Raw genomic sequence first — 17,232 nt, 5'->3', positions numbered from 1 at the left:
ATGACGCCCGCACCCCGTGCGGTGTAGCCTTGCCCTCTCATCCGCTTTCGTTGTGACTGACAGGAGCTTCCCATGCAGCATTACGTAACGCCCGACCTCTGCGACGCCTACCCGGACCTGGTGCAGGTGCTCGAACCCATGTTCAGCAACTTCGGTGGCCGCGACTCCTTCGGTGGCCAGATCGTCACCATCAAGTGCCATGAAGACAACTCGCTGGTCAAAGAGCAGGTCGAGCTCGACGGCAAGGGCAAGGTGCTGGTGGTCGACGGCGGCGGTTCGCTGCGCCGGGCGCTGCTGGGCGACATGCTGGCTGAAAAGGCCGCCAAGAATGGCTGGGAAGGGTTGGTGATCTACGGCTGCGTGCGCGATGTCGATGTGCTGATCCAGACCGACGTCGGTGTGCAGGCCCTGGCCAGCCACCCGCTGAAGACCGACAAGCGCGGCATCGGTGACTTGAACGTTGCGGTGACCTTCGCCGGCGTGACCTTCCGCCCGGGGGAATATATCTACGCGGACAACAACGGCGTGATCGTCTCGCCAAGCCCGCTGAAAATGCCGGAGTGACGCGCCCCGTGCGCTGATGGAGCTTTGATGTTCGAGGAAGACAACGCGCAGTGGGGCCTGGTGCATGCCCTGGTGCTCGACGGCAAGGGCGGCGCACGGTCCATCGCCCGCACCGAGCTGGACGGCCTGCAGTTGCAGGCCCAGGAAAGCCTGTGGCTGCACTGGGACCGTAGCCACCCGCAGACCCGCACCTGGCTGCTGCAGGACAGTGGCCTGAGTGCGTTTGCCTGTGACCTGCTGCTGGAAGAAAACACCCGCCCGCGCCTGTTGCAGATGGCCGACGAGCAGATGCTTTTGTTCCTGCGCGGGGTCAACCTCAACCCCGGTGCCGAGCCCGAAGACATGGTCTCGGTACGCATCTTCGCCGAGGCGCGGCGGGTGATCTCGTTGCGCCTGCGGCCGTTGCGCGCCAGTGACGAGGTGCTGCAGCAACTGGAGGAGGGCAGGGGGCCGAAATCGGCCTCTGAACTGTTGCTGCTGATGGGCGAACTGCTGACTGAAAAGGTCCAGGCGCTGGTCAGCGACCTGTCCGAGGCCGTCGACGAAGAAGAAGAGAAGGTGGAAGCCGACGAACGGTATACGCCCGAGCATGGCAGCTTGCAGCAGATACGCCGTCGCGCCGCCGGGCTGCGCCGCTTTCTGGCACCGCAGCGGGACATCTACGCACAGCTGTCGCGCAACAAGTGCAGCTGGTTCGCCGACCCCGACGGCGACTACTGGAACGAGCTGAACAACAGCCTGATCCGCTACCTCGAAGAATTGGAGCTGGCCCGCGAGCGCGCCGCACTGGTGCTGGAGAGCGAGGACCGGCGGCGCAGCGAGCGGATGAACCGGACCATGTACCGCTTCGGCATCATCACCTGCATCTTCTTGCCCATGAGCTTCGTTACCGGTTTGCTCGGCATCAACGTGGGCGGCATTCCGGGCTCGAGCAGCCCGTATGGCTTCTTGTTCGCCAGCCTGATCGTGCTGGGGCTGGCGGTGGGGCAGTGGTGGTTGTTCCGCAGGTTGCGGTGGGTATAGATAGCCTGTACCTGTGCCGGTCTCTTCGCGGGCAAGCCCGCTCCCACAGGGTTTGCGTAAGGGTGTGGGGGCGGTTTTGCCCGCGAAGAAGCCGACACAGATCGAATTTGAAAGCTGTGCCCGAGGGCGATGTGTGACCGATTGCCCGGCCACCTCGTCTCTGACTGACACTGCGTGAGGTGCACATGCACGATCCGTTCGAAGAATCCCTGCGTGACCTGCTCAAGGCGTCGCCGTCCGGCCAGGACCGTGACGACGCCGCTTGCCTGGGCCGCGTACTCAAGACCGCCAACCGCCAGGTGGGCGCGGGCGATCTGTTCAGCCTGCTTGGCCGTTGGAGCCAGGCGCTGCTGATCGCCGTCAACAATGGCTCGGCGCATGTTGCGCCGGTGCGACGCAACGCTACCCGCAAACCTGCCGCTGGCAGCACTGTAGATAAGGCCGATTGAATATGGAACTCGATCTCTGGACCCAGAGTCTGGTCACCGCCATGACTGCCCTTTGGACCAAGGTGGCGAACTTCATCCCCAACCTGTTCGGCGCGCTGGTGGTGGTGCTGTTGGGCTTCGTCGTGGCGAAGCTGCTGGACACCTTGCTGTCGAAACTGCTCGCCAAGTTTGGCCTGGACCGCCTGATGAGCGGCACCGGGCTGACTAAAATGCTGGCCCGGGTCGGCATTCAGGTGCCGATCTCGACCCTGATCGGCAAGATCGTCTACTGGTTCGTGCTGCTGATCTTCCTCGTCTCTGCCGCCGAATCCCTCGGCCTTGAGCGGGTTTCGGCCACGCTCGACATGCTTGCCCTGTACCTGCCCAAGGTGTTCGGCGCAGCGCTGGTGCTGCTGGCCGGCGTGCTGCTGGCCCAGGTGGCCAACGGCCTGACCCGCGGCGCAGCCGAAGGCATTGGCCTTGAGTACTCGGCAGGCCTTGGGCGTATCGTCCAGGGGCTGGTGATCATCATCGCCATCTCGGTGGCGATCAGCCAGCTGGAGGTCAAGACCGACCTGCTCAATCACGTGATCGTCATCGGTTTGATTACCGTTGGTCTGGCCGTTGCACTGGCCATGGGCCTGGGCAGCCGTGAAATTGCCGGGCAGATTCTGGCCGGCATTTACGTGCGTGAACTCTACCAGGTGGGCCAGCACGTGCAGATTGGCGAGGTCGAAGGCCACATCGAGGAGATCGGCACGGTCAAGACGGTGCTGCTGACCGATGAGGGCGAACTGGTGTCGCTGTCCAACCGTGTACTGCTCGAACAGCGCGTGAATAGCCGCTGAGCGAGCAAAAGCTGTTAATGTATGCCGCCGCAAAATTCGGCCCCGACGGGCCGAGCGGCGACATTGACCTGACTGTCGGCCTGAACCGTTTGAACAAAGACCACTCGCCGCCCATGCGCTACGACCCCCGAGCACTCACCGACGAGGAGTTGGTGGCGCGTTCGCATGAGGAGCTGTTTCACGTTACCCGCGCCTATGAAGAACTCATGCGGCGCTACCAGCGCACGCTGTTCAACGTTTGTGCGCGCTATTTGGGGAACGACCGCGATGCCGACGATGTCTGTCAGGAGGTGATGCTGAAAGTGTTGTACGGGTTGAAGAACTTCGAGGGCAAATCCAAGTTCAAAACCTGGCTCTACAGCATCACCTACAACGAATGCATCACCCAGTACCGCAAGGAGCGTCGCAAGCGACGGCTGATGGATGCCCTGAGCCTGGACCCTGTCGAAGAGGCGTCTGAGGACAAGGCACCGAAGCCTGAAGAAAAAGGCGGGCTGGATAAATGGCTGGTGCACGTGAACCCGATCGACCGTGAAATCCTGGTGCTGCGATTTGTCGCGGAGCTGGAATTCCAGGAGATCGCCGACATCATGCACATGGGCCTGAGCGCCACGAAAATGCGTTACAAGCGTGCGCTCGACAAGCTTCGCGAGAAATTTGCAGGCCTGACTGAAACTTAGTGGCCAGCAAATAGCTCAAACGAATCGGCGAGTTCTGCTAGACTTGCCGTCGAGTTGTCCCCCGGATTTTGGTGGGACTGCTTAACTATCACCAGATGGGGATTTAACGGATGAAATTGAAAAACACCTTGGGCTTGGCCATTGGTTCGCTTGTAGCTGCCGCTTCGTTCGGCGCTCTGGCACAAGGTCAAGGCGCCGTTGAGGTTGAAGGCTTCTACAAGAAAGAATTCTTCGACAGCCAGCGCGACTTCAAAAACGACGGCAACCTGTTCGGCGGCTCGATCGGTTACTTCCTGACCGACGACGTTGAACTGCGTCTGGGCTACGACGAAGTACACAACGCCCGTGGCGACGACGGCAAGAACATCAAGGGCTCGAACACCGCCCTGGACGCCGTTTACCACTTCAACAACCCGTACGACGCCATCCGTCCGTACGTATCGGCAGGTTTCTCGCACCAGTCCCTGGGCCAGACCGGCCGTGGCGGTCGTAACCAGTCGACCTTCGCCAACGTTGGCGCTGGCGCCAAGTGGTACATCACCGACATGTTCTACGCCCGTGCCGGCGTTGAAGCCCAGTACAACATCGACCAGGGCGACACCGAGTGGGCCCCGAGCGTTGGTGTTGGCCTGAACTTCGGCGGTAGCCCGAAGCACGCCGAAGCCGCTCCTGCTCCAGTAGCCGAAGTCTGCTCCGACAGCGACAACGACGGCGTTTGCGACAACGTCGACAAGTGCCCGGACACCCCGGCCAACGTCACCGTTGACGCCGATGGCTGCCCGGCTGTTGCCGAAGTCGTTCGCGTTGAGCTGGACGTCAAGTTCGACTTCGACAAGTCGGTCGTCAAGCCAAACAGCTACGGCGACATCAAGAACCTGGCTGACTTCATGAAGCAGTACCCACAGACCACCACCACCGTGGAAGGTCACACTGACTCCGTCGGCCCAGACGCTTACAACCAGAAGCTGTCCGAGCGTCGTGCCAACGCTGTCAAGCAGGTCCTGACCCAGCAGTACGGCATCGAATCCAACCGTGTTGACTCGGTTGGCTACGGTGAGACCCGTCCGGTTGCCGACAACGCCACCGAAGCTGGCCGCGCCGTTAACCGTCGCGTAGAAGCTCAGGTAGAAGCTCAGGCCAAGTAATTGGTTTGAAGCTTGACGAAAAACCCGGCCTCGGCCGGGTTTTTCTTTGCCTGGGATTTCTCGGCGGACAGTTCTCTTCCCCCTGTAGGAGCGGCCTTGCCGGGGCGCCGGACCGGTCGGAAAGGGCTGCGTAGCGGCCCCAGGATTTGCGCATCATGCAAGATCGCCGGGGCTGCTGCGCAGCCCTTTCGCGACACAAGGCCGCTCCTACAGACGATCGCAATCCTTTCGGCACCCTCAACCTTTCAACAGCACCAGCAACAACACCAAATTCAACAGCAACGACAGCAACCCCAGCGTGCGCCACACCTTCAGCGGCTCGCGTTCCAGCAACGGCCGTGGCCGCTCGGCCAGCTCCTGACGGTCACCCCGTTCCAGCAGCAACAACCACTGCTCGGCCGTCTCGAAGCGTTGCGCCGGGTCCGCTGCCACGGCCTGCAACAGGTTGCGCTGCAACCACTCGGGCAAATCCGGGCGGTATCGCGCAGGGTTGACCGCTGTGCCGAAACGCGGCCGCTGGAACGCCTCGACCTCGCCGTAGGGGTAATGGCCGGTCAGCAGGTAGTAAAGGGTGACGCCTGCGCCGTACAGGTCCTGGCGCGGGCCGGGCGGCAGGCCATCGAAGGCTTCCGGGGCAATGAACGACGGGGTGCCCGGCAAGCTGTGGGGCTGGTCCTCGCAAAGCCCCGGGCAGTAGGCCAGCCCGAAGTCCAGCAAGCGCAGCTGGCCGTCGCTGCCCAGGTGCAGGTTGTCCGGCTTGATATCGCGGTGCAGCAGGTTACGCCGGTGCAGCACACCCACTGCCTGCAGCAACTGGCGGGCGACTTCCAGCCATTGCGCCAGTGGCAGCGGCGGCTGCCCGGCCAAGGTCGCACCGGGGTATTCGCGCATCAGGTAATAAAGGTGCTGGCGTTGGCTGGCCGGATGCACTTCGGGGAAGTGGCGGCCGGCGACCCGGCGCAGGAACCACTCTTCCAGCAGCAGTGCCTGGGCCGCGCCGGGTTCGTCTTCACGGGCCAGGGGCAAGGTTTTGAGCAGCCAGGCCTGGCCTTGCGGGTCGCGTACCCGGTACAGCAGCGACTGGCGGCTTTGCGCCAGCACGCCGTCGATGCGCCAGCCATCAATCACCTGGCCCTCGCGCAGGGCGCCGGGCAGTGGCCAGTGCTGCAACTGCGCCAAGGTGTCGCCCAGGTTGCCGGCACCCAGGCCGTCGACCTGCACCAACAAGGCGCTGGCGTTGTCCTGGCTGCCACTGTGGTGGGCGGTGGCTACCAGGGTGTTCGCCGCCTCCTGCAGGTCGGGGTGTTCGCGCAGGATGCTGTGGATGCGCTGGTCGCCCAGGCTGGCCCACACGCCATCGCTCAGCAGCACGAAGCGCTCGCCTTCATGCAACTCGCCGTCCAGGTAGTCCACCAGCAGGTGCTGGTCCAGGCCCAGGGCACGTTTGAGCACATGCTGCATGCCTGGCTGGTCCCATACATGGTCTTCGCTCAGGCACTGCAGGCGCCCGTCGTGCCAGCGGTACACGCGGCAATCACCGACATGCGCCAGGGTGAAGCGCCGGCCGCGCAGCACCAGGGCACTGAGGGTGGTGAGCAGCGGCTGGCCATTGCCCTGGGCGCGCAGCCAGCGGTTCTGCGCCAGCAGCAGTTTGTCCAGGGCCTGGGCCACCCCCCAGGTGGCGGGGGTGGCGTAGTAGTCCAGGGCCAGCGCCTGCAAGCTGGCCCGTGCCGCCAGCCCGCCATCGGCGCACTGGCTGACGCCGTCGGCAAGGGCGAACAGGTAGCCCTTGCTGGCGGCCAGCTCCGGCGCGGGGGTGGCCAGGCGCAGGGCGTCCTGGTTTTCCTCCCGCGGGCCGGTGGCAGTGGCCTGGGCGAAGCTCAGGCGCAGGCTCATACCCGCGCCGCGGTCACCGCCGCCGAGCCCCAGGTGGTGCGCCAGCGCTGCTTGACCCCGTACAGCCCGAACCAGGCCAGCACGCCAAGGCTGGCGAACAGCCACAGGCCCAGCTGATAGTCACCGGTGTGCTGCTTGATGGTGCCAAGGCCGGCCGCCAGCAGGAAGCCACCGATGCCGCCGGCCATGCCGATCAGCCCGGTCATCACGCCGATCTCCTGGCGAAAACGCTGCGGCACCAGTTGGAACACCGCACCGTTACCAGCACCCAGGCCGAGCATGGCGCTGACGAACAAGGCCAGGGCCGCCGCCGCGCTGGGCAGGTTGAAGCCGACTGCAGCGATGCACAGGGCCGCCACGCTGTACATCGCCAGCAAGGTGCGAATGCCGCCGAAGCGGTCGGCCAGGGCGCCGCCCAGCGGGCGCATCAGGCTGCCGGCGAACACGCAGGCGGCGGTGTAGTAGCCGGCAGTGATCGGGCTCAGGCCGTACTGGTCGCTGAAGTAGCCGGGCAGGGCGCTGGCCAGGCCGATGAAGCCGCCGAAGGTGACGCTGTAGAAGAACATGAACCACCAACTGTCGCGGTCACCCAGGGCCTTGAGGTAGTCGGCCATGGCCTTGGGCTTGGGGCGCTGCGGGGCGTTGCGTGCCAGCAGGGCGAACAGCGCGAGGGTCAGCAGCAGCGGCAGCAGGGCAAAACCGAACACGTTGTTCCAGCCAAAGCCCGCCGCCAGCAGCGGGGCCAGCAGTGCAGCGAACACGGTGCCCGAGTTGCCGGCACCGGCGATACCCATGGCCTTGCCCTGGTGCTGCGGCGGGTACCACTGCGAAGCCAGCGGCAGCGACACGGCGAACGAAGCACCGGCGACGCCGAGGAACACGCCCAGCAGCAGCGCCTGCTCGTAGGTGTGTACGCCCAGGTGCCAGGCGCAGGCCAGGGCGACGATGACGATCACCTGACCGATCAGCCCGGCAGTCTTGGGTGACAAGCGGTCCACCAGTACGCCCATCACAAAACGCAGTATGGCGCCTGCCAGAATCGGCGTGGCGACCATCAGGCCCCGCTGTTGGGCAGTCAGTTGCAGGTCGGCGGCAATCTGCACCGCCAGGGGGCCGAGCAGGTACCAGACCATGAAGCTCAGGTCGAAATACAAAAAGGCGGCGAACAGCGTGGGCACATGCCCGGATTTCCAGAAGCTCGTATTCATCGAACACCTCGTTCGGCGTGCAACGCAGGGGCGGAAACGAAAAAGACGCCGCTGCCCGGTCCACTGGCGTGGAAGGGGGAGCGACGTCTTTGTCGGGAGTTTGGGGGCAACCGCCGTTGGCTGCTTGTGAATGACAGAGCAAGAGCCGGGCCAGGTTTTCCTTGCTGCTCGCATGTCCCTGTAGGAGATCACTCAGCCCTTGGAGCTGCGCTGTCGCGCAGAGAACAGAATTCGCAAGCGCGCCGCGTACCCTGTGGGAGCGGGCTCACCCGCGAAGCAAGCGACGCGGAGCTTGGCACCGGCTTCGCCGGTGTTCGCGGGTAAACCCGCTCCCACAGGTCCCTGCTAAATCAGTGAGTTATGTGTTGTTCTATGAGAGTCGGCTTGCCGGCGATGAACCCACCACGGTGGATGGCACCGGCGTTGCCGGTGATCGCCGGCAAGCCGGCTCCTACAGGGGGTAAGTTCATCCGAGCATCTCGGACATGGCGATGATCTGCTCGGCCACCTGCACCAGCTTCTGCTGGCGGCTCATGGCCTGGCGGCGCATCAGGGTATAGGCCTGCTCTTCGTTGCAGTCCTTCATCTTCATCAGCAGGCCCTTGGCCTGTTCGATGCGTTTGCGTTCGGCCAGTTGCTGGTCGCGGGCCAGCAACTGGGCCTTGAGCGCCTGGTCGCTCTCGAAGCGGGCCATGGCCACGTCCAGTATCGGTTGCAGGCGCGCGGCATGGATGCCTTCGACGATGTAGGCACTGACCCCGGCCTGGATCGCCTGGCGCATTACCCCAGGGTCGTGCTCGTCGGTGAACAGCACGATCGGGCGCGGGCGGTCACGGCTGACCATCACCACCTGTTCCATTACATCGCGCCCGGGTGACTCGGTATCGATCAGCACCACATCCGGGTGCACCGTTTCGACGCAGGCGGGCAGGTCGATGGTCAGGCCAGTGGCTTCGATCACCTCGAAGCCGGCTTCGATCAGTACGGCCTTGAGCCGGCCGACCTTTTTTTCAGTGTCATCGATCAGCAGGATACGCAACATGCTCGGGCCCTCAGTGGTTGGCGCGGGCGCACGGCGCCGCATCGAGGGCGTGCAGGCTGAAGCTGCGCGCGTAGGTGTGTGGGTCGCTGCCATCCCAGCGGCTGCCATCGATCAGCAAGCTGCTGCGCATCGGCTGGTCGGGGCAGGGCACGTCGAGCGCCTCGGCGGCCTCGCGGTATAGAGCGAGCTGCTGCACCTGGCGGGCCACGGTGAGGTAATCCGGGTCGTCACGCAGGATGCCCCAGCGGCGGAACTGGGTCATGAACCACATGCCATCGGACAGGTACGGCAGGTTGGCCCGGCCCTGGTCGAACAGGCGCAGCGGGTGCTGGTCGTGCCAGTGGTGGCCCAGGCCATCCTGGTAGTCACCCAAAAGGCGCGCCTCAATGGTGCTGGCGGCGGTGTCCAGGTAGGCATTGGCGCTGAGCAACTGGGCGGTGCTGCGGCGGTTCTCGTCGTTGCTCTCGATGAAGCGGCTGGCGGCGAGGATTGCCTTGATCAGCGCGCGGGCGCTGTTGGGGTAGTGCTCGGCGAAGCTGCGCGCGCAGGCCAGCACCTTTTCCGGGTGGTCCGGCCAGATCGACTGGCTGGTGGCCAGGGTGAAGCCCTGGCCCTGGGCGACGGCGTCGGCCGACCACGGCTCGCCGACGCAGAAACCGTCGATGCGCCCGGCCTGCAGGTGGGCGACCATCTGCGCCGGTGGCACCACCACGCTGTCGACGTCGAACAGCGGGTGGATGCCTTGGCTTGCCAGCCAGTAATACAGCCACATGGCATGGGTGCCGGTGGGGAAGGTCTGGGCGAAGGTCAGCCGCGCACCGCCCTGGTGCACCAGTTGCGCGAGTGCCTCGGGACTGGTCACGCCTTTGCGCTGCAGGGCAGGGGACAGGTTGATGGCCTGGGCGTTCTGGTTCAGGCCCATGAGCACGGCCATATCGTTGGCCGGCCCGCCGGCCACGCCCAGTTGCACGGCGTACACCAGCCCGTACAGGCAGTGGGCGGCGTCCAGCTCGCCGCTCACCAGCTTGTCGCGCAGCCCGGCCCAGGAGGCCTGGCGGCGCAGGTTGAGGCTCAGGCCCTGTTGCTGGGCAAAGCCCTGGGTGGCGGCGACCACCACCGAGGCGCAGTCGCTCAGGGCCATGAAACCGATATCCAGGCTGGGTTTTTCCGGTGCGTCGCTGCCGTTGACCCAGGCCAGCGGTGTTGTCGGGAGTGGGGTATTCACGTAGGACCTCGGGGCATATTGCAAAGGCGGCATGGGTGCTAGGCTTTGTACGAAAAGTGCCTGCGCGACAATCATGCTGCGTTGAAAACAGGCTCGGAATGCTCATTGACAACCAGTCAACTCCGCTTCCTCGCCTGTTTTCGCCTTGCCTGATCGCCGCTCGGCGACTTCTCGTACAAACCCTACGAAGCAACCCATGTGCCAGGGCCCTGTCGCCCCGGCGATGCGCTGGCTATAATCGCCCCCTCACTCACCGCGAGTCCGCCCGCCCATGTATACCCTGGCCCGCCAGCTGCTGTTCAAGCTCTCCCCGGAAACCTCCCACGACCTGTCGCTGGACCTGATCGGCGCCGGAGGCCGCATGGGCCTCAACGGCCTGCTGTGCAAGCAGCCGACGGCGTTGCCGGTGAACGTCATGGGCTTGAGCTTCGCCAACCCGGTCGGCCTGGCCGCGGGCCTGGACAAGAACGGCGCGGCCATCGACGGCTTCGCTCAGCTGGGTTTCGGTTTTGTCGAGATCGGCACCATCACCCCGCGCCCGCAGCCGGGCAATCCCAAGCCACGGCTGTTCCGCCTGCCTGAAGCCACTGCAATCATCAACCGCATGGGCTTCAACAACCTGGGTGTCGACCACCTGCTGGCCCGTGTGCGTGCTGCGCGCTACACCGGCGTACTGGGCATCAATATCGGCAAGAACTTCGACACCCCGGTGGAGCGGGCCCAGGATGACTACCTGATTTGCCTGGAGAAGGTCTACAACGACGCCAGCTACATCACCGTCAACGTCAGCTCGCCCAACACCCCGGGCCTGCGTTCGCTGCAGTTCGGCGACTCGCTCAAGCAGCTGCTGGACGCCCTGGCCGAACGCCGTGAGCAACTGGCCAGCGCCAATGGCAAGCGCGTGCCGCTGGCGATCAAGATTGCCCCGGACATGAGCGACGAAGAGACCGCGCTGGTGGCGGCTGCGCTGCTGGAGTCGGGCATGGATGCGGTGATTGCCACCAACACTACCCTGGGCCGCGAAGGGGTCGAGGGCTTGCCGTTCGGTGGTGAGGCGGGCGGGCTTTCGGGCGCGCCGGTGCTGGAAAAAAGCACCCACACGGTGAAGGTGTTGGCCGGTGAGTTGGGCGGCAAGCTGCCGATTATCGCGGCCGGTGGCATTACCGAAGGCCGCCATGCCGCCGAGAAGATCGCCGCCGGTGCGAGCCTGGTGCAGATTTACTCGGGCTTCATTTATAAGGGGCCGTCGCTGATTCGCGAGTCGGTGGATGCGATTGCGGCGATGAAGCGCTGAGTCGCAAAGCATGTGATGGGGTGGGTGGCACCCGCTTCGCGGCTGTTCGCGGCTGAAGCCGCTCCTACAGGGATTGCGCCAGGTGCACCATTGCTGCGGGCAGGCAATAAAAAGGGGCCCCGCCTGGGGCCCCCTGGGCCGTAGCCCGCCGCCCGGATGGGGCGCGCATGGTGACTCGAATTCAGTGTCCTCGTTCAGCCAACGGCGTGATTTTCGTTGAGTCTATGGATGCCAGCGGTGCCGGTCATGCCGTCCCAGTTATCGCCGCGGCCTTCGCGCCAGCCGTTGATCCAGGCTTGGCGGACAGATGGCAAGGTGAATGGGCAAAGTTCGCGGGATTTGCCGGTGACTCCATACTGGTAGCCACGTGAAAATGCTCTTTCCAACGGATCACGCTTAAGTCTTCTCATAGGGTGTTGCCCTCACTTGTTGACTGTAATGTCCCGTCGGCCTCTACGAGGCCGGGCAGAATCGTTCTGCCGGTATGCGCCCGCTGCCGGCGTGGCGGGCTGAAAGTGCCGCCTCGTTGCGAAGCGGCCTGAGACCAGTTCTAACGAATGCGCGTCACAGTGTGAATGATCGATTTGTCATAAGGACGTAACCTTTCATAGGGTGAGGGGATAAGTAAATAAATGCGACTGAACCTTGTTTGCCGTTGAGCCCGCTATGATCAGGGTTTGATCAAGATTGACGTCAATTGGCCAGCGTCGCCGGTTGATGGCTGTAATAATTGCTCATGCGACGAAGGGTCACCCCCGCACCCTGAAGCGAGGAAATTTTCATACTGCCGGACGATCAAAGCCATTCTGCCACCAGGCGAAGGCTTGACTCGCCCGGTGGCCAGGCCCGGCGAGCGTTTTCGCCGGCCACCCGGGCGCCTGCAAAAAAGGTGTGCGGGAAAACTTCGGCAGCCGATGCGTCGGCCTGCCACTGACCTAGCCAAAGGCTCTGGAAAACTCATGTCGGACCGTTTCGAACTGTATCTCACCTGCCCCAAAGGCCTGGAAGGCCTGCTCGCCGAGGAGGCCCGCAACCTGGGCCTGGAAGAGGTGCGTGAACACACCTCGGCCATTCGCGGCGACGCCGACATGGAAACCGCCTACCGCCTGTGCCTGTGGTCGCGCCTGGCCAACCGCGTGTTGCTGGTGCTCAAGCGCTTCTCGATGAAAAACGCCGACGACCTGTACGACGGCGTGCAGGCGGTCGACTGGGCCGATCACCTGGCGGCCGACGGCACCTTGGCGGTGGAGTTCAGCGGCCATGGCTCGGGCATCGACAACACCCACTTCGGCGCGTTGAAAGTCAAGGACGCCATCGTCGACAAGCTGCGCAACCGCGAAGGCCTGCGCCCGTCGGTGGACAAGCTCGACCCGGACGTGCGCGTGCACCTGCGCCTGGACCGCGGCGAGGCCATCCTCTCGCTCGATTTGTCCGGGCACAGCCTGCACCAGCGCGGCTACCGCCTGCAGCAGGGTGCTGCACCGCTGAAGGAAAACCTGGCGGCCGCGGTGCTGATCCGCGCCGGCTGGCCGCGCATTGCCGCTGAAGGCGGCGCCCTGGCCGACCCGATGTGCGGCGTGGGCACCTTCCTGGTGGAAGCGGCAATGATCGCCGCCGATATCGCCCCCAACCTCAAGCGCGAGCGCTGGGGCTTCAGTGCCTGGCTCGGCCATGTGCCGGCGCTGTGGCGCAAGGTCCACGATGAGGCCCAGGCCCGCGCCCAGGCCGGCCTTGCCAAGCCGCCGCTGTGGATTCGCGGCTACGAAGCCGACCCGCGGCTGATCCAGCCGGGGCGCAATAACGTCGAGCGCGCAGGCCTGGGCGACTGGGTGAAAATCTACCAGGGCGAGGTGGCCAGCTTCGAGCCGCGCCCGGACCAGAACCAGAAAGGCCTGGTGATCAGCAACCCGCCCTACGGCGAGCGCCTGGGTGATGAAGCCAGCCTGCTGTACCTCTACCAGAACTTCGGCGAGCGCCTGCGCCAGGCCTGCCTGGGCTGGGAAGCGGCGGTGTTCACCGGCGCCCCGGAGCTGGGCAAGCGCATGGGCATCCGCAGCCACAAGCAGTACGCGTTCTGGAACGGCGCCTTGCCGTGCAAGTTGCTGCTGTTCAAGGTGCAGCCTGACCAGTTCGTTACCGGTGAGCGCCGTCAGGGCCCGGTGGAGCCCACCGACAGCGAGCCGCGCCGCCAGGCCCCGGTGGCCAGCGAGCCGGCGCGGTTGTCCGAAGGCGCGCAGATGTTCGCCAACCGCCTGCAGAAGAACTTCAAGCAGCTGGGCAAGTGGGCCCGCCGCGAGAAGGTCGATTGCTACCGCGTGTACGATGCCGACATGCCTGAGTACGCATTGGCCGTCGACCTGTACCACGACTGGGTGCACGTGCAGGAATACGCAGCGCCCCGCTCGGTGGACCCGGACAAGGCCCAGGCGCGCCTGCTCGATGCCTTGTCGGCGATCCCCCAGGCCCTGGGCGTCGACCCGCAGCGTGTGGTGCTCAAGCGCCGCGAGCGCCAGAGCGGTAGCCGCCAGTACGAGCGCCAGGCCACCGAAGGGCGCTTCCAGGAGGTGAACGAGGGCGGCGTCAAGCTGCTGGTCAACCTCACCGATTACCTGGACACCGGCCTGTTCCTCGACCACCGCCCGATGCGCATGCGCATCCAGCGCGAAGCCGAGGGCAAGCGCTTCCTCAACCTGTTCTGCTACACCGCCACCGCCTCGGTGCACGCGGCCAAGGGCGGCGCGCGCAGCACCACCAGCGTTGACCTGTCCAAGACCTACCTGGACTGGGCGCGGCGCAACCTGGCGCTGAACGGCTTCTCCGAGCGCAACCGCCTGGAGCAGGGTGACGTGATGGCCTGGCTGCAGAACGCCACTGACAGCTACGACATGATCTTCATCGACCCGCCGACCTTCTCCAACTCCAAGCGCATGGAAGGGGTGTTCGACGTGCAGCGTGACCATGTCGAACTGCTGGACCTGGCCATGGCCCGCCTGGCACCGGGCGGCGTGCTGTATTTCTCCAACAACTTCCGCAAGTTCCAGCTCGACGAGCACCTGGCGGCGCGCTACGCGGTGGAAGAGATCAGCGCCCAGACCCTGGACCCGGACTTCGCCCGCAACAACCGCATCCACCGCGCCTGGCAATTGCGCCTGCGCTGACCGACAAAGAGGGTGGCGCCGCTACTGGCCATTGGCTATAAAGCAATACAGGGCTGAACCATTCGCAGGACGCTGAAGCTGAAGTTGCTGAGAGTCCTCTATGTGGAAGGTACCTGCAAAGCTGTTGGCGCAGCTCGGTGACGAGCTGTCGGCCTGGGGGGTTGCCCTGGCCGCGTTGGTCGCCGGTGGGCTGCTCACCGGCGCGCTGGCCATTGCCACTCAAACCTTCTACAAGCAGCAGTTGCGCCAGCGTTTCGAGTTGCTGGCCGGCGAGCGCTACAGCCGCATCGCCGAGCGTTTTGAAGAGCAGGAGCAGCGCCTTGACGGGCTGCGCCGCTTCTTCAGCTATTCCAACGAAGTCACCCCCAGCGAATTCGCAGGCTTTGCCCGCCCGTTGCTGCGCCGCACCCAGGCGTTTTCCTGGGCGCCACGCGTCGAGGGTAGCCAGCGCGCTGCGTTCGAGCGCGCGTCCAGCGAGCGCCTGCAGATGCCCTACGGCATTCGCGACCGCAACGCCGACGGCGTCTGGCAGCCGGCTCCGGTGCGTGACCTGTACTACCCCGTCCTCTACACCCAGGCCACCAGCCAGCAACCGCAACCCTTGGGTTTTGACCTGCGCGGCCAGCCGCTGCGTGCGGCGACCCTGGCCCGTGCGCTGAGCCCAGGCAGCATGGCGGTGTCGGCGCCGCTGGACATGCTCAACGTCGAACCCGGTTACAGCCGTGGGTTGCTGATTGTCGCCCCGGTGTTCAGCGAGCCGGCAGCCGAGGGTGCAGTGCCCCGCGGCTACGTGATGGCGTTGCTGAGCCTGCGCCAGCTGATCAACGAAAGCTTGCCCACCGAGGCCGATGACGACCTGGTGGTGCGTATCTATGATTTGTCCGCCGGCGATGCCCACGAAGTGTTGTTCGATTCGGGAAACCAGCCGGCAGCCCTGAGCCTGGTCAGCAGCGAGTTGTTGCACCTGGCCGATCATCATTTCCAGCTGGATATCCGCCCCAGTGTGGATTTTCTACAGTCCAACCGCTCTTCGGCGGTGGCGGTGGTCGGTATTTTCGGTGGGTTGCTAAGCCTGTTGCTGGCGGCGCTGCTGTACAGTCTGTTCAGCCAGCGCCAGCGCGCCCTCGGGTTGGTAGCGCGGCGCACTGCCGAGCTACGGGTCAGCGAACAGTCGCTGCGCGAGACCCACAACCAGTTACGCAGCGTGCTCGATGCCGCGACCCAGGTGGCGATCATTGCTACCAGCCTGAAGGGGGTGGTCAGCACCTTCAATGCCGGTGCCGAGCGCATGTTGGGTTATTCGGCTGGCGAGGCGCTGGGCCACCTCACGCTGGAGGACCTGGTGCAGCCTGAAGAGCTGCACCGCCGCGCCCATACCCTGAGCCTGCGCTATGGCCGGGAGATCGGCGCCGGCCAGGCGATGTTCGCCGAAACCGTGCGCGAGGGCGGCGCGCAGCCGGGTGACTGGACCCTGGTGCGCAAGGATGGCAGCCACCTGCTGGCCAACATGCTGGTCACCGCGGTGCTCGACGAGCAGGGATTGTGGGTGGGTTACCTGGCGATCTGCATCGACGTCACCGAGCGGCGCCGGGTGCACGAGGCGCTGGCGGCCCGTGACCGGCTGCTGGAAAAACTCAGCGCCGAGGTGCCGGGTGGAATCTACCAGTACCGCCTGGATGCCGATGGCCATTCGTGCTTCCCCTATGCCAGCAAAGGCCTGCACGACATCTACGAGGTCGACCTGGCGTTGCTACGCGAGGATGCCACGGTGGTGTTCCAGCGCATTCACCCCGATGACCTGGAGCGGGTGCGCCAGTCGGTGCGCTATTCAGCCGAGCACCTGACGCCGTGGCGCGAGGAGTACCGGGTTTGCCTGCCTCGGGCGGGGCTGCGCTGGGTGCGCGGGGAAGCCACGCCGGAGATCGGCGAGCACGCTTGTACGCTCTGGCACGGCTACCTCACCGATATTTCCGACCTCAAGCGGGTGGAGGAGGAGTTGCGGGCGCTGTCGGTCACCGATGCCTTGACCGGCATCCACAACCGGCGCTATTTCCAGGACCGGCTTGGCAGCGAACTGGAGCGGGCACGGCGAGATGGGCTGGCCCTGGCGGTGATCATGCTCGACATCGATCACTTCAAGCGCATCAACGACCAGTACGGGCATGCGGTGGGTGATTTGGTGTTGCGTAGCCTGTGCCAGCGTATTGCGCAGCGCTTGCGGCGCACCGATGTGTTTTGCCGGTTGGGGGGTGAGGAGTTCATGGTGTTGTGCCCGGGGAGTGATGCCGAGCAGGCGCGGATGTTGGCGCTTAAATTGTGGCATGGAGTGCGGGAGGTGCCGGTGGAGGGGGTTGGGCGGGTGACGGCGAGCTTTGGGGTGGCGGGGTGGCGGGATGGGGAGGGGGCGGATGCCTTGTTGTTGCGGGCTGATGCTGGGGTTTATGCGGCCAAGATGGCCGGGCGGGATCGGGTTGAGGGGGAGTTGCCGTAGAGGAGTTATTGGTTTTTAAAGTTGTGTGCTCATTTGCTTGCTTAGCTGGTTTTTGTTTGTTTGTTTGTTTGTTTGTTTGTTTGTTTGTTTGTTTGTTTGTTTGTTTGTTTGTTTGTTTGTTTGTGGATTGTATGCGCATTCATTATTTGTATTGACGCTTATTCACCTTTCCGCCCTTACGGCGGCTCACTTTTTGAGGGATCAAAAAGTAAGCAAAAAATCCTCGCTCC

Annotated in this window: 14 protein-coding genes; 9 read left to right on the top strand and 5 right to left on the bottom strand. The window is 64.4% G+C overall.

The genetic code is table 11. From position 1 onward, the window contains the following. Positions 1 to 72: 72 nt before the first annotated feature. The 6 genes from rraA to ACI2KK_RS26820 all read left to right on the top strand — a co-directional run bounded on the left by rraA (position 73) and on the right by ACI2KK_RS26820 (position 4,688). The gene (gene rraA / locus ACI2KK_RS26845) at positions 73 to 564 is read left to right on the top strand and encodes a ribonuclease E activity regulator RraA (protein ID WP_404671337.1); all 492 of its coding nucleotides are present in this window, start codon (positions 73 to 75) and stop codon (positions 562 to 564) included. Positions 565 to 591: 27 nt separating this feature from the next. Beyond that, a complete protein-coding gene (locus ACI2KK_RS26840; RefSeq protein WP_217888381.1) occupies positions 592 to 1,587 on the top strand; it encodes a CorA family divalent cation transporter in 996 nt (331 codons plus the stop codon). 185 nt (positions 1,588 to 1,772) lie between these two features. Then, positions 1,773 to 2,036: a CrfX protein gene (locus tag ACI2KK_RS26835; protein WP_217842514.1), complete on the top strand. Its 264-nt coding sequence runs from the start codon at positions 1,773 to 1,775 to the stop codon at positions 2,034 to 2,036. Between the two features lie 2 nt (positions 2,037 to 2,038). Further along, the gene (locus tag ACI2KK_RS26830) at positions 2,039 to 2,863 is read left to right on the top strand and encodes a mechanosensitive ion channel family protein (protein WP_217888382.1); all 825 of its coding nucleotides are present in this window, start codon (positions 2,039 to 2,041) and stop codon (positions 2,861 to 2,863) included. A 113-nt stretch (positions 2,864 to 2,976) separates the two neighbouring features. After that, positions 2,977 to 3,543 (top strand): RNA polymerase sigma factor SigX, encoded by a 567-nt coding sequence (sigX, locus tag ACI2KK_RS26825; RefSeq protein ID WP_196146931.1) that lies wholly within the window; start codon positions 2,977 to 2,979, stop codon positions 3,541 to 3,543. Positions 3,544 to 3,653: 110 nt separating this feature from the next. Beyond that, positions 3,654 to 4,688 (top strand): OmpA family protein, encoded by a 1,035-nt coding sequence (locus ACI2KK_RS26820; RefSeq protein WP_217842516.1) that lies wholly within the window; start codon positions 3,654 to 3,656, stop codon positions 4,686 to 4,688. 237 nt (positions 4,689 to 4,925) lie between these two features. Here the strand turns inward: ACI2KK_RS26820 and ACI2KK_RS26815 are convergent, their stop codons facing one another. The 4 genes from ACI2KK_RS26815 to ACI2KK_RS26800 form a co-directional block, all read right to left on the bottom strand. Further along, positions 4,926 to 6,584 carry a protein kinase gene (locus ACI2KK_RS26815; protein WP_404671336.1) on the bottom strand — a complete coding sequence of 553 codons (1,659 nt, stop codon included), beginning with the start codon at positions 6,582 to 6,584 and terminating at the stop codon, positions 4,926 to 4,928. Beyond that, complete coding sequence (locus tag ACI2KK_RS26810; protein ID WP_404671335.1) at positions 6,581 to 7,792, bottom strand: nitrate/nitrite transporter; 1,212 nt, start codon at positions 7,790 to 7,792, stop codon at positions 6,581 to 6,583. Before ACI2KK_RS26810 ends, ACI2KK_RS26815 begins: the two co-directional genes overlap by 4 nt. Positions 7,793 to 8,258: 466 nt before the next feature. Then, the gene (locus ACI2KK_RS26805) at positions 8,259 to 8,834 is read right to left on the bottom strand and encodes an ANTAR domain-containing response regulator (RefSeq protein WP_404671334.1); all 576 of its coding nucleotides are present in this window, start codon (positions 8,832 to 8,834) and stop codon (positions 8,259 to 8,261) included. 10 nt (positions 8,835 to 8,844) lie between these two features. After that, the gene (locus ACI2KK_RS26800; RefSeq protein ID WP_404671333.1) at positions 8,845 to 10,092 is read right to left on the bottom strand and encodes a CmpA/NrtA family ABC transporter substrate-binding protein; all 1,248 of its coding nucleotides are present in this window, start codon (positions 10,090 to 10,092) and stop codon (positions 8,845 to 8,847) included. A gap of 238 nt (positions 10,093 to 10,330) precedes the next feature. Between ACI2KK_RS26800 and ACI2KK_RS26795 the strand changes: the two genes are divergently transcribed. After that, a complete protein-coding gene (locus ACI2KK_RS26795; RefSeq protein WP_404671332.1) occupies positions 10,331 to 11,353 on the top strand; it encodes a quinone-dependent dihydroorotate dehydrogenase in 1,023 nt (340 codons plus the stop codon). A gap of 194 nt (positions 11,354 to 11,547) precedes the next feature. On the opposite strand, the gene rmf is transcribed toward ACI2KK_RS26795, so the two are convergent. Next, the gene (gene rmf, locus ACI2KK_RS26790; protein WP_023533691.1) at positions 11,548 to 11,763 is read right to left on the bottom strand and encodes a ribosome modulation factor; all 216 of its coding nucleotides are present in this window, start codon (positions 11,761 to 11,763) and stop codon (positions 11,548 to 11,550) included. 549 nt (positions 11,764 to 12,312) lie between these two features. Between rmf and rlmKL the strand changes: the two genes are divergently transcribed. Both rlmKL and ACI2KK_RS26780 read left to right on the top strand, forming a co-directional pair. Then, entirely contained in the window at positions 12,313 to 14,511 is a 2,199-nt protein-coding gene (gene rlmKL, locus ACI2KK_RS26785; RefSeq protein ID WP_404671331.1) for a bifunctional 23S rRNA (guanine(2069)-N(7))-methyltransferase RlmK/23S rRNA (guanine(2445)-N(2))-methyltransferase RlmL, read from the top strand. Positions 14,512 to 14,611: 100 nt separating this feature from the next. After that, the gene (locus ACI2KK_RS26780; protein ID WP_404671330.1) at positions 14,612 to 17,002 is read left to right on the top strand and encodes a diguanylate cyclase; all 2,391 of its coding nucleotides are present in this window, start codon (positions 14,612 to 14,614) and stop codon (positions 17,000 to 17,002) included. Positions 17,003 to 17,232 lie beyond the last annotated feature (230 nt).

Origin of the sequence: Pseudomonas sp. NPDC089406 (genome assembly GCF_044900265.1) — a bacterium.
Classification (GTDB): Bacteria; Pseudomonadota; Gammaproteobacteria; order Pseudomonadales; family Pseudomonadaceae; genus Aquipseudomonas; species Aquipseudomonas fakonensis.
The sequence above is the reverse complement of the archived record's forward strand: the minus strand, read 5'-3'. Positions and strand labels throughout refer to the sequence as shown.